Source organism: Pseudomonas sp. MNR3A (assembly GCF_009650575.1).
GTDB classification, from domain to species: Bacteria; Pseudomonadota; Gammaproteobacteria; order Pseudomonadales; family Pseudomonadaceae; genus Aquipseudomonas; species Aquipseudomonas machongensis.
The window spans coordinates 19,304-44,456 of sequence record NZ_VZZS01000010.1 but is presented as its reverse complement, the minus strand read 5'-3'; the positions used below and the strand labels follow the sequence as shown (position 1 = coordinate 44,456).

The window sequence follows — 25,153 nt, the reverse complement described above, 5'->3', positions numbered from 1 at the left end:
TTACTTCTTGGTACCGAACATACCGAAGCGATCGGCGAACTTCTGTACGCGACCACCGGTGTCCAGGACTTTCTGCTTACCGGTGTAGAACGGGTGGCAGAGGTTGCAAACGTCGATCGCCAGGGTGTTGCCCAGGGTCGAACGGGTTTCGAATTTGTTGCCGCAGCTGCAGGTGACAGCAACTGCTTCGTAGTTCGGATGAATATCGGCTTTCATGGTCACTTCCTCGAGCTGCGTGCCGCCACCCAACACCAATTGTTGAATACCGCACGTAATTAGGCGGCGAATAATACCAGACCGTCAGGCCAGCGCAAGTTGTCGCTTGCACCGGCCGTCGTCTGCTAGGCTCGTGCGATTCCCGACCAGCTACGAAGACCTGCCGCGTGTCCGACGTCATCCTGCGCCTTGCCCTGCCCTCGCCCCTGCGTCGCTTGTTCGACTACCGGGCCCCGGCCGCCATGGCACGCCAGCAACTGACACCCGGCATGCGCATCCGCGTACCGTTCGGCCGTCGCGAGATGATCGGCGTGCTGGTGGAGGTCTGCGAGCAGAGCGAAGTCCCCGCCGACAAGCTCAAGCCAGCGAGCATGCTGCTCGACCCGGTCTCGCCGCTGCCTCCGGCACTGTTCAAGCTGTGCCTGTGGACCGCCCACTACTATCAGCACAGCCTGGGCGACACCCTGAGCTGGGCACTGCCGGTGTTGCTGCGTCAGGGCGAAGCAGCCGAAGTGCGCCAGGAGCGTTTCTGGCATGCGACCCCCGGCGCGCGCCTGGACGACCCACGTATCGCCCGGGCACCGCGCCAGAAAGAGGCCTTGCAGACCCTCGCCCAGCACCCTCATGGCGTAGCCCACAGCGTGCTGGCCAAACTCGGGCTGAACAAAGATAGCCTCGACCTGCTGCTGGCCAAGGAACTGGTGCAGGTCGAGGTGCGCCGGCACCTGCCGGCGCCACGCCATGACCGCTGGCTGGCCCAGCCGGAACTGCCGCTCAACGAGGAGCAGAGCGCTGCCTTCCAGGCCGTGCGCGCAGGCTTCGGCAGCTTCCACGCCTTCCTGCTGGCCGGTGTCACCGGCAGCGGCAAGACCGAGGTCTACCTGCAGCTGATTCGCGAAACCCTGGAGGCCGGGAAGCAGGCACTGATCCTGATCCCCGAGATCAACCTCGGCCCGCAGACCCTGGCACGCTTCGAGCAGCGCTTCAATGCCCGCATCGCCCTGCTGCACTCGGCCGTCAACGACCGCGAGCGTCTGGATGCCTGGCTCGCTGCCCGCGATGGCGAGGCCGACATCATCATCGGCACACGTTCGGCACTGTTCACGCCCATGAAGAACCCGGGCCTGATCATCATCGACGAAGAACACGACGGCTCCTACAAACAACAGGAAGGGCTGCGCTATCACGCCCGCGACCTCGCCGTGGTCCGCGCGCACCAGGAGAACATCCCGATCCTGCTGGGCTCGGCGACACCTTCGCTGGAAAGCCTGCACAACGCCCACAGCGGGCGCTACGGCCTGCTGCGCATGAACCAGCGCGCCGGCGGCGCCCGCCCGCCGCGCTTCATGCGCCTGGATGTACGCAGCCTGCCGCTGGACAGCGGCATCAGTGGCCCACTGCAGCAGGCGATCGGCCAGACCCTGGCAGCCGGTCAGCAAGTGCTGGTGTTCCTCAACCGCCGCGGCTTCGCCCCGACGCTGCTGTGTCACGACTGCGGCTGGCTGTCGGAGTGTCCACGCTGCGATGCACGCATGACCGTGCATCAGCGCTCAGGCGTACTGCGCTGTCACCACTGTGGTTACGACGAACGCCTGCCCCTGCAATGCCCGCAGTGCGCCCACGTCGACCTGCGCCCGGTCGGCGCCGGAACCGAGCGCGCCGAAGAGCGCCTGAAGACCCTGTTCCCCGATTACCCCGTCCTGCGCGTGGACCGCGACAGCACGTCGCGCAAGGACGCCATGCACCACCTGTTCACCACCATCCAGCGCGGCCAGCCGAGCATTCTGGTCGGCACCCAGATGCTGGCCAAGGGGCATCACTTCCCGCGGGTAACCCTCGTGGCCATTCTCGATGCCGATGGCGGACTGTTCTCGGGTGATTTCCGCGCCAGCGAGCGAATGGCGCAGCTGATCGTCCAGGTCGCAGGCCGCGCCGGGCGGGCCGAGGAGCCTGGAAAGGTGATCGTGCAGACCCACCTGGCCGAGCATCCACTGCTGGTGCAACTGACCGAGCAAGGCTATTTCGCCTTCGCCGAGCAAGCCCTGAGCGAGCGGCGCGCCGCCGGTCTGCCGCCCTTCTCGCACCTGGCCCTGTTGCGCGCCGAAGCGCACAAGCCAGGGCAGGCGGAAGCCTTTCTCGACGAAGCCTGCGCCGCCGCCGAAGGTGTGCTGGCAGAGCAGGGCTTGAGCGGCATCGAGCTGCTCGGCCCGGTACCTGCCCCCATGGAGCGCCGTGCCGGCCGCTTCCGCGCGCAGCTGTTGATCCAGGCCAATGCCCGGGCGCCGCTGCATCGACTGATCAGTAGCTGGTTGCTAGTGTTGGAACAGATGCCGTCGGGACGGCAGGTGCGCTGGTCGCTGGATGTGGACCCGGTCGATCTCTACTGAATCCATGAAAGCCAGCGCAATCCTGCGCGAGCCGTAAAGGTTGGCAATCAAGCCCCGGCCACGGATAATGTTCCGTTTTTCCACCTGCGCATCGAAGCGCTGCACCGCGCTTGCGGTCGAAAAGAGAACCCGATGAAAGACACCATTCGCCAGCTGATCCAGCAAGCCCTCACCCAACTCGTCAACGAAGGTGTGTTGCCTGAAGGCCTGACGCCGGCGATCCAGGTGGAAAACGCCCGCGACAAGACCCACGGCGACTTCGCCAGCAACATCGCCATGATGCTGGCCAAGCCGGCAGGCATGAAGCCGCGCGACCTGGCCGACAAGCTGATCGCCGCCCTGCCTGCCAGCGCCGACATCAGCAAGGTCGAGATCGCCGGCCCCGGCTTCCTCAACTTCTTCCAGAACACCGACGCCCTGGCCAACCGCCTGGAGGCGGCACTTGCAGATGCCCACCTGGGCGTGCGCAAGGCCGGCGCAGCGGAAAAAGTGGTCATCGACATGTCGGCGCCAAACCTGGCCAAGGAGATGCATGTCGGCCACCTGCGCTCGACCATCATCGGCGACAGCGTCGCGCGCGTGCTGGAATTCCTCGGCGACGAGGTGATCCGCCAGAACCACGTGGGCGACTGGGGCACCCAGTTCGGCATGCTGCTGGCCTACCTGGAAGAAAACCCCATCACCAGCGACGAGCTGTCGGACCTGGAAAACTTCTACCGCGCGGCGAAGAAGCGCTTCGACGAATCGGAAGACTTCGCCAACCGCGCCCGTGGCCTGGTGGTCAAGCTGCAAGCCGGCGACCCCGAGTGCATGGCGCTGTGGACGCGCTTCAAGGATATCTCGCTGTCGCACTGCCAGAAGACCTACGAACTGCTCAACGTCAAGCTGACCATGGCCGACGTGATGGGCGAAAGTGCCTACAACGCCGACCTCGCCAACGTGGTCGCCGACCTCAAGGCCAAGGGTCTGCTGGTCGAAAGCCAGGGTGCGCAGTGCGTGTTCCTGGAAGAGTTCAAGAACACCGAAGGCGAGCCACTGCCGGTGATCGTGCAAAAGGCCGACGGCGGCTATCTCTACGCCACCACCGACCTGGCTGCGGTGCGCTACCGCAGCAATGTGCTCAAGGCCGATCGCGCCTTGTACTTCGTCGACCAGCGCCAGGCGCTGCACTTCAACCAGGTGTTCGAAGTGGCTCGCCGCGCCGGCTTCGTCGGGCACCCGATGAAAATGGAGCACATGGGCTTCGGCACCATGAACGGCGCCGATGGCCGTCCGTTCAAGACCCGCGACGGCGGCACCGTGAAGCTGATCGACCTGCTGAGCGAAGCCAAGGAGCGCGCCTACGCGCTGGTCAAGGAAAAGAACCCGAGCCTGGCCGAGGACGAACTGCGCCACATCGGTGAAGTGGTCGGGATCGGCGCGGTGAAGTACGCCGACCTGTCCAAGCACCGTACCAGCGACTACAGCTTCAACTTCGAACTGATGCTCAACTTCGAAGGCAACACCGCGCCCTACCTGCTTTACGCCTATACCCGCGTGGCCGGCGTGTTCCGCAAGCTGGGCAAGGGCTTCGACGAAGTCGAGGGCGACATCGTGCTGCAGGCTGCCCACGAGCAGGACCTGGCGGCTCGCCTGGCACAGTTCGGCGAAACGCTGAACAACGTCGCCGAAAAAGGCACCCCACACGTGCTGTGCAGCTACCTCTACGACCTGGCCGGCCTGTTCTCCAGCTTCTACGAGAACTGCCCGATCCTCACCGCCGAAACCGTCGAACAGCAGCAGAGCCGCCTGCGTCTCGCCGCGCTGACCGGCCGTACTCTCAAGCAGGGCCTGGAACTGCTCGGCCTGGAAACCCTGGAGCGCATGTAAGTTGGCTGCCAAGAAAAAACCCGCGCCCAAGCGCGGCGCCAGCCGTCACCAGCCACCCGCCAAACAGCCGATCCCGGGTTGGGTTTGGCTGGCGGTCGGCCTGACCGTAGGCGCATTCATCGTTTTCCTGATGAAGCTCGAGCCCGGCGGCGATGACATCAAGCGTGCCAAGCCTGAACAGCAGAAGCCCGCCAAGGTCGCCGAGGCGGCCAAAGGCAGCACGCCGACCACGCCGCAGCCGATCAAGCCCAAGTACGACTTCTACACCCTGCTGCCAGAGTCGGAAGTGATCGTGCCGCCTGAAGCGGTGCCGGAGAAGACGCCGCCCGTGCCGGCCCAGCCGGTCACGCCGGTCACTCCTGCCGAAGCCGCGAAGATCGACACGGCCCGAGCCCAGGCTGCGCTGTCGGGGCAGACGCCGCCACCGGCTCCACCAGTGATCAAGCCTGCAGCGACCACGCAGTTCTTCCTCCAGGCCGGTTCGTTCCGCAAGGAAGCCGATGCCGACAAGGTACGTGCGCAGATCATCCTGCTCGGCCAGGTGGTCAAGGTGGAATCGGGGACGGTGAAGGAAGAAACCTGGTACCGCGTACTGGTCGGTCCGTTCAGCAACCGTGAACAACTGACCGTGGCACAGAAGCAGCTGGCTGGAGCAGGTTTCAGCAACCTGCTGCTGCAGCAGCGACAGACCCGCCAGTAACGAAAAAGGCCTTGCCGCACTGCGACAAGGCCTTTTTTCTGAGGGAGTCAGCGCTGCTTGCCATTGACCTCGGAAACCTGGGTGTTGAGGGTCCAGAAGTCATACAGCACGCCAATCAGGAACAGGCCGCCGGTGAACAGGTAGATCAGTGCGCTGATCCACTTGCCCTGGTAAAGCCTGTGAATGCCGAAAATACCCAGGAACGTCAGCAGCACCCACGCCACGCTGTAGTTCACCGGCCCTGGCTGGAACCGCAGGTCAGCCTCGCGGTCCATGGACGGGATCAGGAACAGGTCGATCAGCCAGCCGATACCCAGCAAGCCCAGCGTGCAGAACCAGATCGTCCCGGTGATCGGCTTGCCGTAGTAGAAACGGTGCGAGCCGGTGAAGCCGAAGATCCACAGCAGGTACCCGATGACCTTGCTGTGCGTGTCATGAAGCGGCGCACCCTGTTGATACGTATTCATTCAAAACCCTCGTGGGATAGCCGAAAATTTTCTAACGAAAAATGTGACTTTTTCGTTTTGCCCCGACGTATGGTACCCAGCCACACGACCAACGGATCAGATTTTGATCAAAAAGCTGTTATAAAGTTGCGCGCCAACATCTATAAACATCCATAAAGAGCTTCAACTATGCCGCCTTTCTTCAAGACATGGCTGACCCTCTGCCTATTGTTACCCCTGGCCGCCCACGCCACCAACCGTGAGCAACGACTCCCCAACGGATTCACTGGCTACACCTCCAACGCCGATGTTTCCGTGAAACGCACCCCCGCCAAGCAGGTCAGCCTGCGTGCGCGTCCGGCAAATGCCGCGAAGAACCACGCGCTGAAAGTGGCGGCGATGTCGCCCAAGCAGAGCAGCGAAGTACTCAGCCGCGCCGTCAACGTGCTCGGCACCCCCTACCGCTGGGGCGGTAGCACGCCTGGCAAGGGCTTCGACTGCAGCGGCCTGGTCAAGTACGCCTTCAACGATGTCGCCGACATCGATCTGCCACGCACCTCGAACGCCATGGCCCAAGGGCATGGCGTGAAAGTGGCGCGGGATGACCTCAAGCCCGGCGACCTGATCTTCTTCAACATCAAGAGCCGTCGGGTCAATCACGTTGCCATCTACCTTGGCAACGACCGCTTCATCCACGCGCCGCGCACCGGCAAGCGGGTGAGCATCGACAGCCTCGAGAAGCCGTACTGGCAGAAGCATTATGTGGTTGCCAAGCGCGTGCTGCCCAAGGAGCAGGAGGCGCTGCGGCTGGCCAAGCGTTGAGGTAGGTTTCTCTCTCTGGCTTCTTCGCGGGCAAACCCACGAAGAGGCCAGCAGTTTCACCCTGCCCCGTCGATCACTCCCCGCTTCATCAACGCCTGCATCGCCCCTTCCATCGTCACCATCCCCTGCGCCGTGCCGGTCTGCATCACCGACTGCAACTGCGCCATCCGCCCTTCGCGAATCAGGTTGCGCACCGCTGGCGTCGCCACCAATACCTCCCGCGCCGCCACCCGGCCACCACCCACCCGACGCACCAGCACCTGCGCCACCACCAGACGCAACGACTCGGCCAACATGGCGCGCACCAGCGGCTTCTCTTCGGCGGCGAACACGTCCACCAGGCGATCGATGCTGCTCGCCGCTGTTCGCGTATGCACCGTGGCCAGCACCAGATGCCCGGTCTGCGCCGCTCGCAGCGCCAGGCGAATGGTCTCCAGGTCACGCAATTCCCCGATCATGATCACATCCGGATCCTGGCGCAGGGCACTGCGCAACCCCTGGGCAAAATCGCGACTGTGGCGGCCGATCTCGCGCTGGGTGATCAGGCAGCGCTCGGCGCGGTGCACGAATTCGACCGGATCTTCCAATGTGAGGATGTGGTTTGAGCGCTCACGATCAAGCTGCGCGATCAACGCAGCCAGTGTGCTGGACTTGCCACTACCGGTCGGACCACCTACCAGCACCAGGCCATCACGGCACTCGGCAATGGCTCGAAACACTTCCGTGAGGTCGAGTTCTTCGACCGTCGGCACCTGTGCAGGTATCAGCCGCAAGCTCGCGGCCAGCCCTCGATACTGTCTGTACAGGTTCAGACGAAAACGCCCAAGCCCAGGCAAATCAAGGGCCAGGTCGATTTCGTCACCCGCCAGCCATTGGTGCAAATGAGGCGCATCGAGCCAAGCCGCCATGCCTTGCTCGATCATTTCACTTTGCAGCACGGGCAACGCCAGGCGCTGCAATTCGCCATCCAGGCGCCACAGCGGCGCCTCGCCCGCAGCCAGGTGCAGGTCCGAAGCCCCCGCCGCCACGGCTCGGGCCAACAGGTCGGTCACATCCATGAGACTCCCCAAAGGCCATCAAGCAGGTAGAATGCCGCACACCACTGAGCTGCCGGCATCGATCCATGTCCACCCTAGCAGACAACCTTCGCGCTATCAGCGAACGCATCGACAACGCGGCCCGAGCCGCTGGACGCGACACCGCCAGCGTACACCTGCTGGCCGTGAGCAAGACCAAGCCCGCCACCGCCATTCGCGAAATCCACGCCGCTGGCGTACGCGACGTCGGCGAGAACTACCTGCAGGAAGCCCTGGCCAAGCAAGATGAATTGCGCGACCTGCCCTTGATCTGGCACTTCATCGGCCCCATCCAGTCGAACAAGACCAAGGCCATTGCCGAACACTTCGACTGGGTACACAGCGTGGATCGCCTGAAAATCGCCCAACGCCTGAGCGAGCAGCGCCCCAGCGGCCTGCCAGCGCTGAACGTCTGCCTGCAGGTGAACGTCAGCGGCGAAGACAGCAAATCCGGCTGCACCCCGGCCGATCTGCCGGCACTGGCCCAGGCCGTGGCCGAACTGCCCAACCTGCGTCTGCGCGGGCTTATGGCGATTCCCGAGCCCAGCGACGACCGCGCTACCCAGGAGGCCGCCTTCGCCCGCCTGCGCCAGTTACAGGAAAACCTGGGCCTTGGCCTGGACACGCTGTCCATGGGCATGAGCCACGACCTGGAAGCGGCCATCGCCCAGGGTGCGACCTGGGTCCGTATCGGCACCGCCCTGTTCGGCGCCCGCGACTACGGCCAGCCCTGATTCCATGCTTTACTCACTCTCTCCTTCAAGGACCTGACATGAGCAAGACTCGTATTGCCTTCATCGGCGCCGGCAACATGGCCGCCAGCCTGATCGGCGGCCTGCGCGCCCAGGGCCTGGACGCCGCGCAGATCCGCGCCAGCGACCCGGGTGCCGAGACCCGCGCCCGGATCAAGGCCGAGCACGGCATCGAAACCTTCGAAAGCAACGCCCAGGCCATCGATGGCGTGGACGTGATCGTGCTGGCGGTCAAGCCACAGGTCATGAAAGCCGTGTGCGAGACCCTGAAACCAACCCTGGCGCCGGGCCAACTGGTGGTCTCCATCGCTGCCGGCATCACCTGCCAGAGCCTGCAGAGCTGGCTGGGCGAAATCCCGGTGGTGCGCTGCATGCCCAACACGCCATCGCTGCTGCGCCAAGGTGCCAGCGGCTTGTACGCCACCGCTCAGGTCTCCGGCGAACAACGCCAGCAGGCAGAGCAACTGCTGACTGCGGTCGGCACCGCCCTGTGGCTGGAACAGGAGCAGCAGCTGGACGCCGTGACCGCGGTCTCCGGCAGCGGCCCGGCGTATTTCTTCCTGCTGATCGAGGCCATGACCGCTGCTGGCGAGAAGCTCGGCCTGCCGCGTGAAACCGCCTCGCAACTGACCCTGCAGACTGCCCTGGGCGCCGCGCACATGGCGGTTGCCAGCGATGTCGATGCCGCCGAACTGCGCCGCCGCGTCACCTCGCCGGCCGGCACGACCGAAGCGGCGATCAAGTCGTTCCAGGCCAACGGTTTCGAGGCCATCGTCGAGCAGGCGCTGCAGGCTGCGGCCACGCGCTCCGCCGAGCTGGCCGAACAATTGGGCAAATAAGGAGCTGTCGATGAATGCACTGTCCGACGCCGCGATCTTCGTGGTGCAAACCCTGGTCAGCCTGTACCTGGTGATCGTCCTGCTGCGCTTCGTGCTGCAACTGGTCAAGGCCGACTTCTACAACCCGCTGAGCCAGTTCGCCGTGCGCGCCACCCAACCGCTGCTCAAGCCAATCCGCCGGGTCATTCCCAGCATCGCTGGCCTGGACACCTCTTCGCTGCTGCTGGCGATCGTGATCCAGGCGCTGCTGATGGCCTTCGTGCTGATGGTCACCTACGGCACCTTCGGCGACATCCTGCACCTGCTGATGTGGGCGATTCTCGGCATCACCTCGCTGTTCCTGAAGATTTTCTGGGTCGCGATGATCGTCATGGTGATCGTCTCGTGGGTCGCGCCGAACAGCCACAACCCCGCCGCCGAACTGGCCTACCAGATCAGCGAGCCAGTGCTGGCGCCGTTCCGCCGCCTGGTGCCCAACCTCGGCGGCATGGACATTTCGCCGATCTTCGCCTTCATCGCCATCCAGGTGATCCAGTCGTTCCTGATGCCACAACTGGCTGCCTATGCCGGCATGCCGGAACAGCTGTGGCGGATGATCTGAACCACCGCGTCATCCAGCGGCAGCCTTTGCTTGCCGCTGGGGGTAGCGCTCTTTAGACTTACGCTTCCGTCAAGCGTGAGCAGGGTCGATGTCCACTGTCTTTCCCGAAGATTCCGTCGGTCTGGTAACGCCCCAGATCGCCCGGTTCGATGAACCGCTGGCCCTGGCCTGTGGCCGCGCGCTGGCCTCGTACGAACTCATCTACGAAACCTATGGCCAGCTCAACGCCAGCGCCAGCAATGCCGTGCTGATCTGCCACGCACTGTCCGGTCACCACCACGCCGCCGGCTACCACGCTGCCACCGACCGCAAGCCGGGCTGGTGGGACAGTTGCATCGGCCCGGGCAAGCCGATCGACACCAACCGCTTCTTCGTGGTCAGCCTGAACAACCTCGGCGGCTGCAATGGCAGCACCGGCCCGAGCAGCCTCAACCCGGCTACCGGCAAGCCCTATGGCGCGGACTTCCCGGTCCTGACCGTGGAAGACTGGGTACACAGCCAGGCCCGCCTGGCCGATCGCCTCGGCATCCAGACCTGGGCCGCCATCGTCGGCGGTAGCCTGGGCGGCATGCAGGCGCTGCAGTGGACCATCACCTACCCCGATCGCGTGCGCCACTGCGTGGACATCGCCTCGGCGCCCAAGCTGTCGGCACAGAACATCGCCTTCAACGAAGTGGCACGCCAGGCCATCCTCACAGACCCCGAGTTCCACGGCGGTTCGTTCCAGGACCAGGGCGTGATCCCCAAGCGCGGGCTGATGCTGGCGCGCATGGTCGGGCACATCACCTACCTGTCCGACGACTCGATGGGCGAGAAATTCGGCCGTGAGCTCAAGAGCGACAAGCTCAACTACGACTTCCACAGCGTCGAGTTCCAGGTCGAGAGCTACCTGCGCTACCAGGGCGAGGAGTTTTCGGGGCGCTTCGATGCCAACACCTACCTGCTGATGACCAAGGCGCTGGACTACTTCGACCCGGCCGCCGCCCACGATGGCGACCTGGCCGCCACGCTGGCGCATGTCACCGCGCATTACTGCATCATGTCGTTCACCACCGACTGGCGCTTCTCGCCAGCACGCTCGCGAGAGATCGTCGATGCCCTGATGGCTGCGCGCAAGAACGTCTGCTACCTGGACATCGACTCGCCCTACGGCCACGACGCCTTCCTCATCCCGACCCCGCGCTACATGCAGGGTTTCGCGAACTACATGAACCGCATCACCCTCTGAGGACCGCATGAGAGCCGACCTGGAAATCATCCACGACTGGATCCCCGCCGGCAGCCGGGTACTCGACCTGGGCTGCGGCAATGGCGAACTGCTGGCCTCGCTGCGTGATCGCAAGAACGTCACCGGCTATGGCCTGGAGATCGACGCCGACAACATCGCCGAGTGCGTAAACAAGGGCGTCAACGTCATCGAGCAAGACCTGGACAAGGGCCTGGGCAACTTTGCCAGCAACAGCTTCGACGTGGTGGTCATGACCCAGGCCCTGCAGGCCGTGGAATATCCCGACCGCATTCTCGACGAGATGCTGCGGGTAGGCCGCCAGTGCATCATCACCTTCCCCAATTTCGGCCACTGGCGCTGCCGTTGGTACCTGGCCACCAAAGGACGCATGCCGGTGTCGGACTTCATGCCCTACACCTGGTACAACACCCCGAACATCCACTTCTGCACCTTCGAAGACTTCGAGAACCTGTGCCACGAGCGCAATGCCAAGGTGCTCGATCGCCTGGCCGTCGACAACCGTCACCGCAACGGGTGGGGCGGTCGGCTTTGGCCTAATCTTCTGGGAGAGATCGGCATCTATCGGGTCAGTAGTCCTGGGCTGCAGGAGCACCAGGTCGCGGTCTGATCCACCTATCGGAGGAATGGCACCATGCGTCGTCTCGCTCTCTTGCTGATCAGCCTGTGCCTGGCCTGGCCAGTGCTGGCTGCCGACGCCGCCCGTCCCGAGCGCAAGCAGGACTTCGGCGACGTCACGGTGCACTACAGCGCCTTCACCTCGAGCATGCTGCAACCGGGCATCGCCGCAGCCACCGGCCTTGTCCGCAGCAAGAATCAGGGCGTGCTCAACATCGCTGTGCTCAAGGCCGGCAAGCCTGGCACGGCGGTGGTCAGCGGCACCGTCAAGGACCTCACCGGCCGCAGCAGCCCGCTGTCGTTCAGGCAGTTCACCGACCAAGGTGCGGTGTACTACATCGCCCAGTTCAAGATCGCACAGGCTGAAACCCTGACCTTCGACCTCAATATCGAAACCGGCGGCCTCAGCCACACACTCAGCTTCAACCAGGAAGTGTTCCCAGGCGAATGATGAATTTCCAGCAACTCGTATTGGCCAGCCACAATGCCGGCAAACTGAAAGAGCTCCAGGCCATGCTTGGCGGCTCCGTGCAACTGCGCTCGATCGGCGAATTCAGCCAGGTCGAGCCGGAGGAGACCGGCCTGTCGTTCGTCGAGAACGCCATTCTCAAGGCCCGCAACGCCGCGCGCCTTTCCGGTCTGCCGGCACTGGCGGACGACTCGGGGCTGGCGGTGGACTTCCTGGGCGGCGCACCGGGCATCTACTCGGCTCGCTATGCCGACGGCAAGGGTGATGCGGCGAACAACGCCAAGCTGCTCGATGCCCTGAAGGACGTGCCCGAGGAGCAGCGCGGCGCGCAGTTCGTCTGCGTCCTGGCCCTGGTGCGCCATGCCGACGACCCTCTGCCGATTCTCTGCGAAGGCCTGTGGCACGGTCGCATCCTGTTCGAGGCCAGCGGCGACCATGGCTTCGGCTACGACCCACTGTTCTGGGTACCGGAGCGCAACTGCTCCAGCGCCGACCTCGCACCGCTCGAGAAGAACCAGCTCAGCCATCGCGCCCGCGCCATGGCCCTGCTGCGTCAGCGTCTGGGCCTGGCATGACCGAACAGCCGTCCCTTCAGCCGGCGGGCCTGATCCTTCCAGAGCCCCCGCCGCTGTCGCTGTACATCCACATCCCCTGGTGCGTGCGCAAGTGCCCTTATTGCGACTTCAACTCGCACCAGGCCGGCCCGACGCTGCCCGAAGACGAATACATCGACGCCCTGCTCGCCGACCTGGACCAGGAACTGCCTGCGGTGCAGGGCCGCCCGATCAGCACGATCTTCTTCGGCGGCGGCACGCCAAGCCTGTTCAGTGCCGCCTCGCTGGGGCGCCTGCTGCAAGGCATCGAGCAACGGATCCCGTTCGCCCCGGACATCGAGATCACCCTCGAAGCCAACCCCGGTACCTTCGAGCAGGACAAGTTCAAGGCCTACCGCCAGACCGGCATCAACCGTCTATCCATCGGTGTGCAAAGCTTCCAGCCGAGCAAGCTCGAAAAGCTCGGGCGCATCCACAACGGCGACGAGGCCGTGCGCGCTGCAGACATGGCCCGCGCAGCAGGTTTCGACAACTTCAACCTGGACCTGATGCACGGCCTGCCGGACCAGTCGCTGGACGAGGCGCTGGGTGACCTGCGCCAGGCCATCGCACTCGCGCCTACGCACTTGTCGTGGTACCAGCTCACCCTGGAACCGAACACCGTATTCTGGAACCAGCCGCCCGAGCTGCCCGAGGACGACATCCTCTGGGACATCCAGGAAGCCGGCCAAGCGTTGATGGCCGAACATGGCTACCACCAGTACGAAGTTTCGGCCTACGCCCAGCCAGGACGCGCTGCACGGCACAATCTCAACTACTGGCGCTTTGGCGACTTCATCGGCATCGGCGCGGGGGCGCATGGCAAGCTGTCGTTCCCGGACGGGCGTATCCTGCGCACCTGGAAAACCCGCCTGCCCAAGGACTACCTCAACCCGGCGAAGCCCTTCAAAGCCGGCGAGAAGCTGTTGCCCGCCGATGAGCTGCCGTTCGAATTCCTGATGAATGCCCTGCGCCTGACCGATGGCGTGGAGGCCGAACTCTTCACCCGACGCACCGGCCTGCCGCTGGCACAGTTGGCAGAAGCACGCCGTGCTGCCGAACAAAAGGGCCTACTGCAGGTCGAACCCGATCGACTGGCGGCGACACCGCGGGGCCAGTTGTTCCTCAACGACCTGCTGCAGTACTTCTTGAATTAAGGATGACCCATGGACCTGGTACTTGACCTGCTCTCGACCGTTTCCCGCTGGAGCCGCAGCAACCTGTCAGAAATTTCGCTGGCGCTCGTGGGGTGTTTGCTGGTGTTGTTCGGCACCGACCTCAAAGGCTGGGTCGATCAGCGCCTGGGGGGCCTCGCTGGCGCCCTGCGCGTGCCTTTCATGGCGCTGCTGGTGATGATCGGCAGCGGCGCGGCACTGATCTATGCCACGCCCTGGGTGGTGAAGGCGCTGGCGCAATTCAACAACTATGCGCTGGCGCCGGTGCTGCTGGTGGTGCTGGTGCTCATCGGCGTGGTGGCGGATCGTCGCGGTTAACCCACGCGTACAGGCCAGCCAAATGAAAAACGCCCTTCTCAGGGCGTTTTTTCGATCAGTCCAGCTTCTCGAACTTCAAGTCCCAGACGCCATGCCCGAGCCGCTCGCCGCGACGCTCGAACTTGGTGATCGGCCGCTCTTCAGGCCGCGGCACATAAGCGCCGTCAGCCGCCTGGTTGCGGTAGCCCGGCGCGACCTTCATCACGTCCAGCATGTGCTCGGCATAGGGCTCCCAGTCGGTGGCCATGTGGAACACACCGCCGACCTTGAGTTTGCGCCGTACCAGCTCGGCGAACTCGGGCTGGACGATGCGGCGCTTGTGATGGCGCGCCTTGTGCCAAGGATCGGGGAAGAACAGCATCAGGCGATCGAGGCTGTTGTCGGCCACGCAGCGGTTGAGCACCTCGATGGCGTCGCAGTCGTACACCCGCAGGTTCTTCAGACCTTGGGTCAGCACGCCGTTGAGCAGCGCGCCAACACCCGGGCGGTGCACTTCCACGCCAATGAAGTCCAGCTCAGGCGAAGCAGCGGCCATCTCCAGCAGGGAGTGCCCCATGCCGAAGCCGATCTCCAGGGTGCGCGGCGCCGAGCGGCCGAACACCTGGTCATAATCCACCGGGCTGTCGGCCAGGGGCAGGATAAACAGCGGGCCACCCTGATCAAGGCCACGTTGCTGGCCTTCGGTCATGCGGCCTGCGCGCATCACGAAGCTCTTGATGCGGCGGTGCGGGCGCTCTTCGCCTTCAGCGGTGATCGGCGTTTCTTGCGATTCAGTCATCAGGGGCTCTTACTTGATCAGACCATCCAGCGGCGACGAGGCGCTGGCATAGAGTTTTTTCGGCATACGCCCGGCCAGATAGGCCATACGACCGGCGACGATGGCGTGCTTCATCGCTTCGGCCATCAGCACCGGCTGCTGGGCGTGCGCGATAGCGGAGTTCATCAGCACGGCTTCGCAACCCATTTCCATGGCGATGGTGGCGTCGGAGGCGGTACCTACACCGGCGTCGACCAGTACCGGCACCTTGGACTCTTCCAGGATGATCTGCAGGTTGTAGGGGTTGCAGATCCCGAGCCCGGTACCAATCAGGCCCGCCAGGGGCATCACGGCGATACAGCCGGCTTCGGCCAGTTGACGGGCGATGATCGGATCGTCGCTGGTGTAGACCATCACGTCGAAACCGTCCTTGACCAGCACGTCGGCAGCCTTGAGGGTTTCGATCACGTTGGGGAACAGAGTCTTCTGGTCGGCCAGCACTTCCAGCTTCACCAGGTTGTGGCCATCGAGCAGCTCACGGGCCAGGCGGCAGGTGCGTACGGCTTCGACGGCGTCATAGCAACCGGCGGTGTTCGGCAAAATGGTATAGCGGTCCGGCGGCAGCACATCGAGCAGGTTCGGCTCGCCCGGGTTCTGGCCGAGGTTGGTGCGGCGCACGGCGACGGTGACAATTTCGGCACCCGAGGCTTCGATGGCCAGGCGGGTTTCTTCCATGTCACGGTACTTGCCGGTGCCGACCAGCAGGCGCGACTGGAAAGTGCGTCCGGCCAGGGTGAAGGGCTTGTCGCTACGAACGTTGCTCATCGTTGTTCCTCTGGAAAGGTTGCGGGACTTGCGGGTGGGGCACGGCAGAAGCGTCAGCCGCCACCGATGGCGTGGACCACTTCGACCTGGTCACCCTCGTTCAACAGGGTGCTTTCGTGCTGGCTGCGCGGCACGATGTCCAGGTTCAGCTCCACCGCCACACGACGCCCGACCAGCTCCAGCCGACCCAGCAGGGCCGCGACGCTCTCGCCCGCAGGCAGTTCGTAAGGTTCACCGTTCAGTTGAATGCGCATGCGCACGGCCACCATCGTTCATTGGGGCCCGCATTCTAGCCCCGATCAGCCTTGCAACCCAAGGGCGACACACGCCATTAGTCGCGATTCCCGACCGCTTGGTCAGCCCAGGCGCCAGGCTGCCAGCCCCAGGCACAGCCAGCCGGCGAGGAAGCACAGGCCGCCGATGGGGGTGATGATGCCAAGCTTGCCCAACCCGGTGAGGGTCAGCACGTAAAGGCTGCCGGAGAACAGCAGGATACCGACTGCGAACAGCCCGCCCGCCCAGCCGACCAGACGCCCCGGCAAGTGCACCGAAAGCAGCGCGACCGCCAGGATCGCCAGGGCATGGACCAGTTGATAAGTGACGCCGGTGTGGAAGATCGCCAGGTAATCGGCGGTAAGACGGTTCTTCAGGCCGTGTGCGGCAAAGGCACCTAGGGCCACACCCGTAAAGCCAAAGAACGCGGCGAGCATCAGGAAGCTGCGAAGCATGGGACGACTCCTCGAGAGGGGTCTGTATAATGGCCGGTTCCATCGGTCCGGCCAAGCTATCGACATGCTGTCATCCCTGATCCGCCGTCTCGCCCGCGCACTGCTCTGGTTCGCCGCCGGCAGCATCGTGCTGGTGCTCGTGCTGCGCTGGGTGCCACCACCAGGCACTGCGTTGATGGTCGAACGCAAGGTGCAGTCCTGGTTCAGTGGCGAGCCGATCGACCTGCAGCGCGACTGGACGCCTTGGGACGAGATCTCCGACGAGCTCAAGGTGGCCGTTATCGCGGGCGAGGACCAGCACTTCGCCAACCACTGGGGTTTCGACATTCCCGCGATCCAGGCCGCACTGGCACATAACGAGCGCGGCGGCAGTATCCGCGGCGCCAGCACGCTCTCCCAGCAAGTGGCGAAGAACCTGTTCCTGTGGTCGGGGCGCAGCTGGTTTCGCAAAGGTCTCGAAGCCTGGTTCACTGGCCTGATGGAGCTGTTCTGGTCGAAGGAGCGGATCCTCGAGGTCTACCTCAACAGCGCCGAATGGGGGCCAGGCGTATTCGGCGCCCAGGCAGCGGCGCGCTATCACTTCGGCGTCGATGCCAGCCGTCTCACTCGCCAACAGGCCAGCCAGCTCGCTGCAGTGCTGCCCAGCCCGATCAAGTGGAGCGCCAGCCGCCCGAGCACCTATGTCGCCAGCCGGGCCGGATGGATTCGACGACAGATGAGCCAGCTCGGGGGAACCAGTTACCTGATGCAGTTGGAGAGCGCACGCAAGCCTTGATCCGCTTGCCGCCCCATGCGAACAACAAAAAGCCGCCTGTCCCCGCGAGGGACAGGCGGCTTTTCAGTCAGGGCGCCGATCAGATCGTGATCAGTGCCTTGACCTTGCTCATCGCGTTCTTCTCGAGCTGACGAATCCGCTCGGCCGATACACTGTACTTCTCTGCCAGCTCGTGCAGCGTGGCCTTTTCCTCGGCCAGCCAGCGCTGATAGAGAATGTCGCGGCTGCGCTCGTCCAGGCCACTGAGTGCCTCGTGCAGGTTGCTGTTGGAGTTGTCGTTCCAATCGGCATCTTCGAGCTGCAGGGCAGGATCGTAGCGGTGATCCTCAAGGTAGTGCGCAGGCGACTGGAAGGCGCTGTCGTCGTCCGCATCGGCTGCCGGATCGAAGGCCATGTCCTGACCGCTCAGGCGGCTTTCCATCTCGCGCACTTCCCGAGGCTCGACGCCCAGGCTTTCGGCGACACGGTGCACTTCATCGTTATTCAGCCAGGCCAGACGCTTCTTCTGGCTGCGCAGATTGAAGAACAGCTTGCGCTGCGCCTTGGTGGTGGCGACCTTGACGATGCGCCAGTTACGCAGGATGAACTCGTGGATCTCTGCCTTGATCCAGTGCACGGCGAAGGACACCAGGCGCACGCCCATCTCGGGGTTGAAGCGCTTGACCGCCTTCATCAGGCCGACGTTGCCTTCCTGGATCAGGTCAGCCTGGGCCAACCCGTAGCCGGCATAGCTGCGGGCGATATGTACGACGAAACGCAGGTGGGCCATCACCATTTGCCGAGCGGCCTCAAGATCCTGCTCATAATAGAGACGCTCGGCCAGTTCACGCTCCTGCTCGACCGTCAGCAGCGGAATGCTGTTGACCGTGTGCACGTAGGCTTCCAGGTTCGCACCGGGCACCAGGGCATAGGCAGGTTGCAACGAAGTGGTCATTCAAGTACCTCCGACTCACTGGACTCGTGCCTTGTGGGCACTGCCATCATTGACCCCGGAACCATGAAAGAAGTTCCTGGATGAAAAAAAGTCAATGCTGGCAAGAAAGCATTATCGCGGTGCAAGCTCGTTCAGGTGGCGAGCGACCGCAATCCAAGCACCGATATACCCCAAGAGCACTGCACCAATCAAGAGTGACAGACCATCGGACCCCGGTACCCCGCCCAGGGCGAAGTCACTGTTGTACAGCCCGGAAAGCCCGACAACCGCGTCGTTCAGCCAGTTCAGGCCAAACGCCAGGATGCCCCACGCCAACACGCCCGCACCCAGGCCGTACAAGGCTCCCATGTAGAGGAAGGGGCGCCGCACGTAGCTGTCGGTACCGCCGACCAGCTTGATCACTTCGATCTCGACACGGCGGTTCTCGATGTGCAGCCGAATTGTGTTACCAATTACCAAAAGCAGTGCGGAAATCAGCATGACCGCCAGGCCGAAGACGAAACGGTCACCCAACTTGAGGATCGCCGCCAGGCGCTCGACCCAGACCAGGTCCAACTGAGCCACTTCGACCCGCGGCAACTCCGACAGGCGCTGACGCAAGGCTTCGAGCGCCGGCTTGTCGACTTCGGTCGGGGTCACCACCACCACGCCGGGCAGCGGGTTGTCGGGCAACTCGCGCAAGGCCTCGCCCAGGCCGGATTGCTGCTGGAACTCCTGCAGCGCCTGCTCGCGGCTGACGTAGGTCGCCTCGGCCACGCCGGGCATGCCCTTGATCTCATCGCGCAGCGCTTCTCCTTCCTTGCTACCCGCATCGAGCTTGAGATAAAGCGAAATCTGCGCTGCGCGCTGCCAGGAACCCCCAAGCTTCTCGACGTTCTTCAGCAGCAGCGACAGGCCCATGGGCATGCTCAGTGCCACTGCCATCACCAGACAGGTGAAGAAGCTGCCGATTGGCTGCTTGCCCAGGCGGCGAAGGCTGTCGGCGAGGCTGGCGCGATGGCTTTCCAGCCAGGCGTTCAACAGGGTGCGGAAATCCGGACCATCGTCATCATGGCCACCACGCTGTTTTTCCGGCTTCGGGTCGGCGGCCTTGGGCGCAACGCGCTCGGAAACCTTTGGCGTACGCGTAGTGCTCATTGTCCAGCCTCCCCATCGCCGATCAGTCGTCCGCGCTGAAGCGTCAGCATGCGGTGACGCATGCGCGCGATCAGCGCCAGGTCGTGGCTGGCGATCAGCACCGTGGTGCCCAGGCGGTTGATATCTTCGAACACGCCCATGATCTCTGCGGCCAGCCGCGGGTCGAGGTTACCGGTGGGTTCGTCCGCCAGCAGCAGCGCCGGCTGGTGGACGATGGCACGGGCGATGCCCACGCGCTGCTGCTGCCCGGTCGACAGGTCAGCGGGGAACAGCTCGCCCTTGTCCGACAGCGACACGCGCTCCAGCGCCGAATCCACGCGCTTGGCGATCTCTGCCTTGGACAGCCCGAGGATCTGCAGCGGCAATGCGATGTTGTTGAACACGGTGCGATCGAACAGCAGTTGGTGGTTCTGGAACACCACGCCGATCTGGCGGCGCAGGAACGGGATCTGCGCATTGCTGATCTGACCCAGGTCCTGGCCGGCCAGCAGCAGCTTGCCGCTGGTCGGGCGCTCCATCGCCAGCAGCAGGCGCAGCAAGGTGCTCTTGCCCGCGCCGGAGTGGCCGGTGACGAACAGGAATTCGCCCCGGCGTGCCCGGAAACTCAGCTCATGCAGGCCGACATGGCCATTGGGGTAGCGCTTGGCGACCTGCTCGAATCGGATCATGGGTGCTCACGCTCGGCAAACAGGGCTTTGACGAAGGGTTCGGCCTCGAAGGTGCGCAGATCGTCGATACCTTCGCCGACCCCGATGAAGCGGATCGGCAGGCTGAACTGCTTGGCCAGGGCGAAGATCACACCGCCCTTGGCAGTGCCGTCCAGCTTGGTCAGGGCCAGGCCGGTCAGCTCGACGCTCTGGTTGAAGTACTTAGCCTGGCTGATGGCGTTCTGTCCGGTGCCCGCGTCCAGCACCAACAGGACTTCGTGCGGCGCGTCAGCGTCGAGCTTGCCGATGACCCGACGGACCTTCTTCAGCTCTTCCATCAGGTTGTCCTTGGTGTGCAGACGTCCGGCGGTGTCGGCGATCAGCACGTCGGCGCCACGGGCCTTGGCGGCCTGCACGGCATCGAAGATCACCGAGGCCGAATCGGCGCCGGTGTGCTGGGCGATCACCGGGATCTGGTTGCGCTCGCCCCAGACCTGCAACTGCTCTACCGCAGCCGCACGGAACGTATCGCCGGCAGCGAGCATGACCTTCTTGCCTTCGAGTTGCAGCTTTTTGGCCAGCTTGCCGATGGTAGTGGTCTTGCCTGCGCCGTTCACGCCGACGACAAGGATCACATAGGGCTTGCTCTGGGATTCGATCTTCAGAGGCTGCTCGACCGGACGCAGCAGCGCGGCCAGCTCTTCCTGCAGCGACTTGTACAGTGCATCGGCGTCTGCCAACTGCTTGCGGGCGACCTTCTGTGTGAGATTCTGGACGATCAGCGAAGTGGCCTCGACGCCTACGTCGGCAGTGAGCAGGCGCGTCTCGATCTCGTCGAGCAGGTCGTCGTCGATGACCTTCTTGCCCAGGAACAGGCTGGCCATGCCTTCGCCAATGCTGGCACTGGTCTTGGACAGGCCCTGCTTGAGGCGGGCGAAGAAGCCGGGCTTGGACTGCTCGGCAGCGGCAACCACGGCAACCACGGGTTCTGGCTCGACAAGGGCAGGCTCAGGCTGGGGCTCCACCCGTGCAGGCGCAGGCGCCTCGGCCACGGGCGTGATAACCACCGGCTCCGGCTCGACGACAACCGCTGCCACAGGCTCAGGGCTCGCGACAGGGCGCTCGGGAATGGCTGGTGGTTCGCTCGGTTCCAGGTCAGGGACCAGCGCCACGGGTTCCTCGGCGACAGGCAGTACCAGATTGCTGACCGGCGCAGCCACCGGGGCCTCAGCCACCGGAGCCGGGATTTCGACCTCGATGGGCTGCGCAGGTATGGCCTGGGAAGCCTCTACCGACGGCGGCACTTCATCTGGCACAACCGGCGCATCGGCGGCAACCGGCTCGAGCGGAGCGACAACGGCCTGCTCGACGGGCGTGGCTGGCGCTACCGGCTCGTTAACGGGCTGCTCGGGAGCTTGCGGCTGTTCGGCGACAGGTTGCTGCGGCTTCTTGCGAAACCAGCCGAACAGGCCTTTCTTTTCACCGGCCTCGGCCGGCGCTTTCTTGTCGTCGTTGGAACCAAACATGGAAGACGGCTATCTCAGGGTAGCGATGCACCATCATTGGGCATCGGGAATTCTCTATACGCAGAACAGACTCTCTTGAAGCCGGCTGGTTCATGCGCAACGTTTTGTCGTAGTGTCCTGTGGGCCAGAACGGCGACAGGCATGGTCGCCAGGCAACCGGATCAGTATCCTAGCACCTCCTGGCCCGCCTACGCTAAACCCCGCGGGCCGTCGTACAGGTTATCCATCGTATGAATGCTCTAGCCCGCCGCGCCGCTGGCCTGTTGCTCGGCACGCTCTGCCTGCCGCTTGCGGCCCTGGCCGCCGATACGCAACCGACCCACGAATTCATCCTCGACAACGGCCTGAAGGTCGTAGTGCGCGAAGACCATCGCGCGCCAGTGGTGGTATCGCAGATCTGGTACAAGGTCGGCTCCAGCTACGAGACGCCAGGCCAGACCGGTCTATCGCATGCGCTTGAGCACATGATGTTCAAGGGCAGCGCCAAGGTCGGTCCGGGCGAAGCCTCGCGCATCCTGCGCGACCTCGGCGCCGAGGAAAACGCCTTCACCAGCGATGACTACACCGCTTATTACCAGGTGCTGGCCCGCGACCGACTGCCGGTAGCCCTGGAACTCGAGGCCGACCGCCTGGCCAGCCTGCGCCTGCCGGCCGACGAGTTCAGTCGTGAAATCGAAGTCATCAAGGAAGAGCGCCGCCTGCGTACCGACGACCAGCCCAACGCCAAGGCTTTCGAACTGTTCCGCGCCATGGCCTACCCGGCCAGCGGCTACCACACCCCGACCATCGGCTGGATGGCCGACCTCGAGCGGATGAAGGTCGAGGAACTGCGCCACTGGTACGAATCCTGGTACGCACCGAATAACGCCACGCTGGTGGTGGTGGGTGATGTCACCGTCGATGAGGTCAAGGGCCTGGCGGACAAGTACTTCGCCGCCATCCCCAAACGCGCCATTCCTCCCGCCAAACTGCCACTGGAACTGGCCGAACCCGGCCAGCGCCAGCTCACTCTTCACGTACGCACCCAACTGCCCAGCCTGATCTACGGCTTCAACGTCCCAGGCCTGGCCACTGCCAAGGACCCACGCAGCGCCCAGGCCCTGCGCCTGATCTCGGCGCTGCTCGACGGCGGCTACAGTGCGCGCATGCCGGCACGCCTCGAGCGCGGCCAGGAGCTGGTGGCCGGTGCCTCGAGTAGCTACAACGCCTTCACCCGGGGTGACAGCCTGTTCCTGATCTCCGCCACCCCCAACGTGCAGAAGCAGAAAACCCTCGCCGACGTCGAGAAGGGCGTCTGGCAGTTGCTGGACGAGCTCAAGAACACGCCACCCACTGCAGAAGAACTGGAGCGCGTGCGTGCCCAGGTCATCGCCGGCCTGGTCTACGACCGCGACTCGATCAGCAGCCAGGCCACCACCATCGGTCAGTTGGAAACCGTGGGTCTCTCATGGAAGCTGATCGACAGCGAGCTGGACGACCTCAAGCGCGTCACTCCACAGGACATCCAGGACGCCGCGCGCACCTATTTCACCCGCGAACGCCTGAGCGTTGCCCATGTTCTGCCCGAGGAGTCCGCTCATGAGTGATCGCAGCGCCCCCCGCTATACCCTGTTCGGCCTCGGCATCCTGGCTGCGATCGTGGCGCTGGCCCTGCTGCTGGCCCGCCCGGCGCAATCGGATAATGCCGCCGGCCAGGCCGACAGCAACGCCGCCCGCCCGGCCAACACGCTGCAGTCGTTGGCAGAGCTCGACGGCAAATCCCCCAGCCGACGCCAGCTGAACATCCAGAACTGGACCACCGCCGAAGGCGCGCGGGTCCTGTTCGTCGAAGCCCGCGAGCTGCCGATGTTCGACCTGCGCGTGACCTTCGCCGCAGGCAGCAGCCAGGACGGCAACGTCTCCGGGCTGGCCACCCTGACCAACGCCATGCTCAACGAGGGTGTGGCCGGCAAGGACGTCACCGCGATCGCCCAAGGCTTCGAGGGGCTCGGTGCCGACTTTGGCAACGGCTCATACCGCGACATGGCCATCGCCTCGTTACGCAGCCTGAGCGCCCCGGACAAACGCGACCCGGCGCTGAAACTGTTCGCCGACGTGGTCGGCAAGCCGACCTTCCCCGAAGATGCCCTCAAGCGCATCAAGAACCAGCTGCTGGCCGGCTTCGAGTACGAGAAGCAGAACCCTGGCAAGCTGGCCGGCAAGGCGCTGTTCGCCAACCTCTACGGCAGCCATCCCTACGCCCACCCCAGCGACGGCAGCGCCGAAAGCATCCCGGGTATCAGCCAGGCACAACTGCGCGACTTCCACGCCAAGGCCTACGCTGCCGGCAATGCCGTGATCGCCCTGGTCGGCGACCTCAGCCGCAGTGAAGCCGAAACCATCGCGGCGCAGCTCTCCGCCACCCTGCCCAAGGGTCCGGCACTGGCCAGCCCTGGCGAACCAGCTGAGCCCAAGCCGGGCGCGACTCATATCGATTTCCCGTCAAAGCAGACCCACCTGATGCTCGCCGAACTGGGCATCACTCGCCAGGACCCTGACTGGCCAGCACTGTCGCTGGGCAACCAGATCCTCGGCGGCGGCGCCTTCGGCACGCGCCTGATGAGCGAAGTGCGTGAAAAACGCGGCCTCACCTACGGTGTGTACTCGGTATTCAGCCCGATGCAGGTGCGCGGCCCGTTCATGATCAACCTGCAGACGCGCGCCGAACTCAGCGAAGGCACGCTCAAGCTGGTCCAGGACATCCTCACCGACTACCTGAAGAACGGCCCGACCCAGCAAGAGCTGGACGATGCCAAACGTGAGCTGGCCGGCAGCTTCCCGCTCTCCAATGCCAGCAACGCGAGCATCGTTGGCCAACTGGGCGCCATCGGCTTCTACAACCTGCCGCTGACCTGGCTCGAAGACTTCATGCAACAATCCCAGGCGCTGACCGTCGAGCAGGTCAAGGCGGCGATGAACAAGCACTTGGCGGTGGACAAGCTGGTGATCGTCACCGCAGGCCCGAGCGTGCCGCAAAAGCCGCTGCCACCGCCCACAGACAAACCTTCCGAGCAACCGCTCGGCGTACCGGAGCACTGATGGCAAGACCCTCCAACCCCGCCCAGACCCAAAGCAAGGGAGCTGGGCAACTGCGCATCATCGCCGGCGAGTGGCGCAGCCGTCGCCTGGCGGTGCCCGAGGGCGAAGGCCTGCGCCCGACACCCGACCGCGTGCGTGAGACCCTGTTCAACTGGCTGGCCCCCCATATCGAAGGCGCCCGCGTGCTGGACGCCTTCACCGGCAGCGGCGCACTGGTGCTCGAAGCCCTTTCGCGCGGCGCCGACGATGCGGTGGCACTGGACAGCAACCCTGCAGCCATCGCCAACCTCAAGCACAACCTCGAATTGCTGCGCTGCCCCCGTGGGCAGATCCTGCAGACCGACGCCCTGCGCTATCTCGGCGGCCCGGCCAAGCAGCAGTTCGATGTGGTGTTCCTCGACCCGCCCTTCCACAAGGACCTGCTGGCAGACGTCTGCAACCTGCTGGAAGAGCATCAGTGGCTGCGAGAACAGGCCTGGATCTATACCGAGAGCGAAGCCTCGCCCTCCAGCTTGCCGATGCCCAGCAACTGGCGCCTGCACCGGGAAAAGAAAACGGGTCAGGTGAACTATGCCCTGTGGCAACGTGGCTGAAACCATGAATGCCAAGATATAAATAG

The 25,153-nt window shown here is 64.2% G+C and carries 28 protein-coding genes; 17 read left to right on the top strand and 11 right to left on the bottom strand.

The genetic code is table 11. The features are described from left to right. Positions 1–216 (bottom strand): 50S ribosomal protein L31, encoded by a 216-nt coding sequence (gene rpmE / locus F6X62_RS09125; RefSeq protein WP_054891182.1) that lies wholly within the window; start codon positions 214–216, stop codon positions 1–3. A gap of 167 nt (positions 217–383) precedes the next feature. Between rpmE and F6X62_RS09120 the strand changes: the two genes are divergently transcribed. From F6X62_RS09120 to F6X62_RS09110, 3 genes are all read left to right on the top strand, one after another. Beyond that, complete coding sequence (locus tag F6X62_RS09120) at positions 384–2,603, top strand: primosomal protein N' (protein ID WP_112899420.1); 2,220 nt, start codon at positions 384–386, stop codon at positions 2,601–2,603. Between the two features lie 132 nt (positions 2,604–2,735). Beyond that, positions 2,736–4,472, top strand: a complete 1,737-nt coding sequence (gene argS, locus F6X62_RS09115; RefSeq protein WP_054891180.1) for an arginine--tRNA ligase — start codon at positions 2,736–2,738, stop codon at positions 4,470–4,472. Position 4,473: 1 nt separating this feature from the next. Continuing rightward, entirely contained in the window at positions 4,474–5,172 is a 699-nt protein-coding gene (locus F6X62_RS09110) for an SPOR domain-containing protein (protein ID WP_054891179.1), read from the top strand. 47 nt (positions 5,173–5,219) lie between these two features. On the opposite strand, the gene F6X62_RS09105 is transcribed toward F6X62_RS09110, so the two are convergent. After that, positions 5,220–5,639, bottom strand: coding sequence for a TM2 domain-containing protein (locus tag F6X62_RS09105; RefSeq protein ID WP_065863958.1), 420 nt, complete (start codon positions 5,637–5,639; stop codon positions 5,220–5,222). 168 nt (positions 5,640–5,807) lie between these two features. On the opposite strand from F6X62_RS09105, the gene F6X62_RS09100 reads away from it, so the two are divergent. Next, positions 5,808–6,440 (top strand): C40 family peptidase, encoded by a 633-nt coding sequence (locus F6X62_RS09100; RefSeq protein ID WP_153773282.1) that lies wholly within the window; start codon positions 5,808–5,810, stop codon positions 6,438–6,440. A gap of 56 nt (positions 6,441–6,496) precedes the next feature. Here F6X62_RS09100 and F6X62_RS09095 read toward each other — a convergent pair whose 3' ends face one another. Then, positions 6,497–7,498: a type IV pilus twitching motility protein PilT gene (locus F6X62_RS09095; RefSeq protein ID WP_153773281.1), complete on the bottom strand. Its 1,002-nt coding sequence runs from the start codon at positions 7,496–7,498 to the stop codon at positions 6,497–6,499. Between the two features lie 65 nt (positions 7,499–7,563). On the opposite strand from F6X62_RS09095, the gene F6X62_RS09090 reads away from it, so the two are divergent. The 9 genes from F6X62_RS09090 to F6X62_RS09050 all read left to right on the top strand — a co-directional run bounded on the left by F6X62_RS09090 (position 7,564) and on the right by F6X62_RS09050 (position 14,127). Beyond that, a complete protein-coding gene (locus F6X62_RS09090; RefSeq protein ID WP_063541619.1) occupies positions 7,564–8,250 on the top strand; it encodes a YggS family pyridoxal phosphate-dependent enzyme in 687 nt (228 codons plus the stop codon). A 38-nt stretch (positions 8,251–8,288) separates the two neighbouring features. Further along, a complete protein-coding gene (gene proC, locus F6X62_RS09085; protein WP_054891175.1) occupies positions 8,289–9,107 on the top strand; it encodes a pyrroline-5-carboxylate reductase in 819 nt (272 codons plus the stop codon). Positions 9,108–9,117: 10 nt separating this feature from the next. After that, positions 9,118–9,708 (top strand): YggT family protein, encoded by a 591-nt coding sequence (locus F6X62_RS09080; protein ID WP_054891174.1) that lies wholly within the window; start codon positions 9,118–9,120, stop codon positions 9,706–9,708. Between the two features lie 88 nt (positions 9,709–9,796). Next, on the top strand, positions 9,797–10,936 hold the full coding sequence (locus F6X62_RS09075; RefSeq protein ID WP_054891173.1) for a homoserine O-acetyltransferase: 1,140 nt from the start codon (positions 9,797–9,799) through the stop codon (positions 10,934–10,936). 7 nt (positions 10,937–10,943) lie between these two features. Continuing rightward, complete coding sequence (gene metW / locus F6X62_RS09070) at positions 10,944–11,564, top strand: methionine biosynthesis protein MetW (protein WP_063541621.1); 621 nt, start codon at positions 10,944–10,946, stop codon at positions 11,562–11,564. Between the two features lie 24 nt (positions 11,565–11,588). After that, positions 11,589–12,023, top strand: a complete 435-nt coding sequence (locus F6X62_RS09065) for a DUF4426 domain-containing protein (RefSeq protein ID WP_153773280.1) — start codon at positions 11,589–11,591, stop codon at positions 12,021–12,023. Beyond that, positions 12,020–12,616 (top strand): RdgB/HAM1 family non-canonical purine NTP pyrophosphatase, encoded by a 597-nt coding sequence (gene rdgB / locus F6X62_RS09060; RefSeq protein ID WP_054891170.1) that lies wholly within the window; start codon positions 12,020–12,022, stop codon positions 12,614–12,616. Before F6X62_RS09065 ends, rdgB begins: the two co-directional genes overlap by 4 nt. Next, complete coding sequence (gene hemW / locus F6X62_RS09055; protein ID WP_153773279.1) at positions 12,613–13,791, top strand: radical SAM family heme chaperone HemW; 1,179 nt, start codon at positions 12,613–12,615, stop codon at positions 13,789–13,791. Before rdgB ends, hemW begins: the two co-directional genes overlap by 4 nt. Positions 13,792–13,800: 9 nt before the next feature. Beyond that, the gene (locus F6X62_RS09050; RefSeq protein ID WP_054891168.1) at positions 13,801–14,127 is read left to right on the top strand and encodes a DUF3392 family protein; all 327 of its coding nucleotides are present in this window, start codon (positions 13,801–13,803) and stop codon (positions 14,125–14,127) included. Between the two features lie 55 nt (positions 14,128–14,182). Here F6X62_RS09050 and trmB read toward each other — a convergent pair whose 3' ends face one another. The 4 genes from trmB to F6X62_RS09030 form a co-directional block, all read right to left on the bottom strand. Beyond that, on the bottom strand, positions 14,183–14,905 hold the full coding sequence (gene trmB / locus F6X62_RS09045; RefSeq protein WP_054891167.1) for a tRNA (guanosine(46)-N7)-methyltransferase TrmB: 723 nt from the start codon (positions 14,903–14,905) through the stop codon (positions 14,183–14,185). A 9-nt stretch (positions 14,906–14,914) separates the two neighbouring features. Further along, entirely contained in the window at positions 14,915–15,709 is a 795-nt protein-coding gene (locus F6X62_RS09040; protein ID WP_153773278.1) for a thiazole synthase, read from the bottom strand. Between the two features lie 53 nt (positions 15,710–15,762). Next, positions 15,763–15,963: a sulfur carrier protein ThiS gene (gene thiS / locus F6X62_RS09035; protein ID WP_054891258.1), complete on the bottom strand. Its 201-nt coding sequence runs from the start codon at positions 15,961–15,963 to the stop codon at positions 15,763–15,765. A 102-nt stretch (positions 15,964–16,065) separates the two neighbouring features. Then, on the bottom strand, positions 16,066–16,437 hold the full coding sequence (locus F6X62_RS09030; protein WP_054891165.1) for a DUF423 domain-containing protein: 372 nt from the start codon (positions 16,435–16,437) through the stop codon (positions 16,066–16,068). Positions 16,438–16,501: 64 nt separating this feature from the next. Between F6X62_RS09030 and mtgA the strand changes: the two genes are divergently transcribed. Further along, positions 16,502–17,212 (top strand): monofunctional biosynthetic peptidoglycan transglycosylase, encoded by a 711-nt coding sequence (gene mtgA, locus F6X62_RS09025; RefSeq protein ID WP_065863965.1) that lies wholly within the window; start codon positions 16,502–16,504, stop codon positions 17,210–17,212. A gap of 79 nt (positions 17,213–17,291) precedes the next feature. Here the strand turns inward: mtgA and rpoH are convergent, their stop codons facing one another. From rpoH to ftsY, 4 genes are all read right to left on the bottom strand, one after another. Further along, a complete protein-coding gene (gene rpoH / locus F6X62_RS09020) occupies positions 17,292–18,146 on the bottom strand; it encodes an RNA polymerase sigma factor RpoH (RefSeq protein WP_112899427.1) in 855 nt (284 codons plus the stop codon). A 111-nt stretch (positions 18,147–18,257) separates the two neighbouring features. Then, on the bottom strand, positions 18,258–19,283 hold the full coding sequence (gene ftsX / locus F6X62_RS09015) for a permease-like cell division protein FtsX (RefSeq protein ID WP_063541629.1): 1,026 nt from the start codon (positions 19,281–19,283) through the stop codon (positions 18,258–18,260). Continuing rightward, positions 19,280–19,951 carry a cell division ATP-binding protein FtsE gene (ftsE, locus tag F6X62_RS09010; RefSeq protein ID WP_011531723.1) on the bottom strand — a complete coding sequence of 224 codons (672 nt, stop codon included), beginning with the start codon at positions 19,949–19,951 and terminating at the stop codon, positions 19,280–19,282. The genes ftsX and ftsE overlap by 4 nt, the downstream gene beginning before the upstream one ends. Next, positions 19,948–21,456 carry a signal recognition particle-docking protein FtsY gene (gene ftsY, locus F6X62_RS09005; RefSeq protein WP_153773277.1) on the bottom strand — a complete coding sequence of 503 codons (1,509 nt, stop codon included), beginning with the start codon at positions 21,454–21,456 and terminating at the stop codon, positions 19,948–19,950. Before ftsY ends, ftsE begins: the two co-directional genes overlap by 4 nt. A gap of 230 nt (positions 21,457–21,686) precedes the next feature. On the opposite strand from ftsY, the gene F6X62_RS09000 reads away from it, so the two are divergent. The 3 genes from F6X62_RS09000 to rsmD are packed head-to-tail and all read left to right on the top strand — an operon-like array spanning position 21,687 to position 25,127. Continuing rightward, positions 21,687–23,042 (top strand): pitrilysin family protein, encoded by a 1,356-nt coding sequence (locus tag F6X62_RS09000; protein WP_153773276.1) that lies wholly within the window; start codon positions 21,687–21,689, stop codon positions 23,040–23,042. Next, positions 23,035–24,534, top strand: coding sequence for a pitrilysin family protein (locus F6X62_RS08995; RefSeq protein ID WP_153773275.1), 1,500 nt, complete (start codon positions 23,035–23,037; stop codon positions 24,532–24,534). The genes F6X62_RS09000 and F6X62_RS08995 overlap by 8 nt, the downstream gene beginning before the upstream one ends. Continuing rightward, positions 24,534–25,127 carry a 16S rRNA (guanine(966)-N(2))-methyltransferase RsmD gene (rsmD, locus tag F6X62_RS08990; protein WP_153773274.1) on the top strand — a complete coding sequence of 198 codons (594 nt, stop codon included), beginning with the start codon at positions 24,534–24,536 and terminating at the stop codon, positions 25,125–25,127. Before F6X62_RS08995 ends, rsmD begins: the two co-directional genes overlap by 1 nt. Positions 25,128–25,153: the final 26 nt, after the last annotated feature.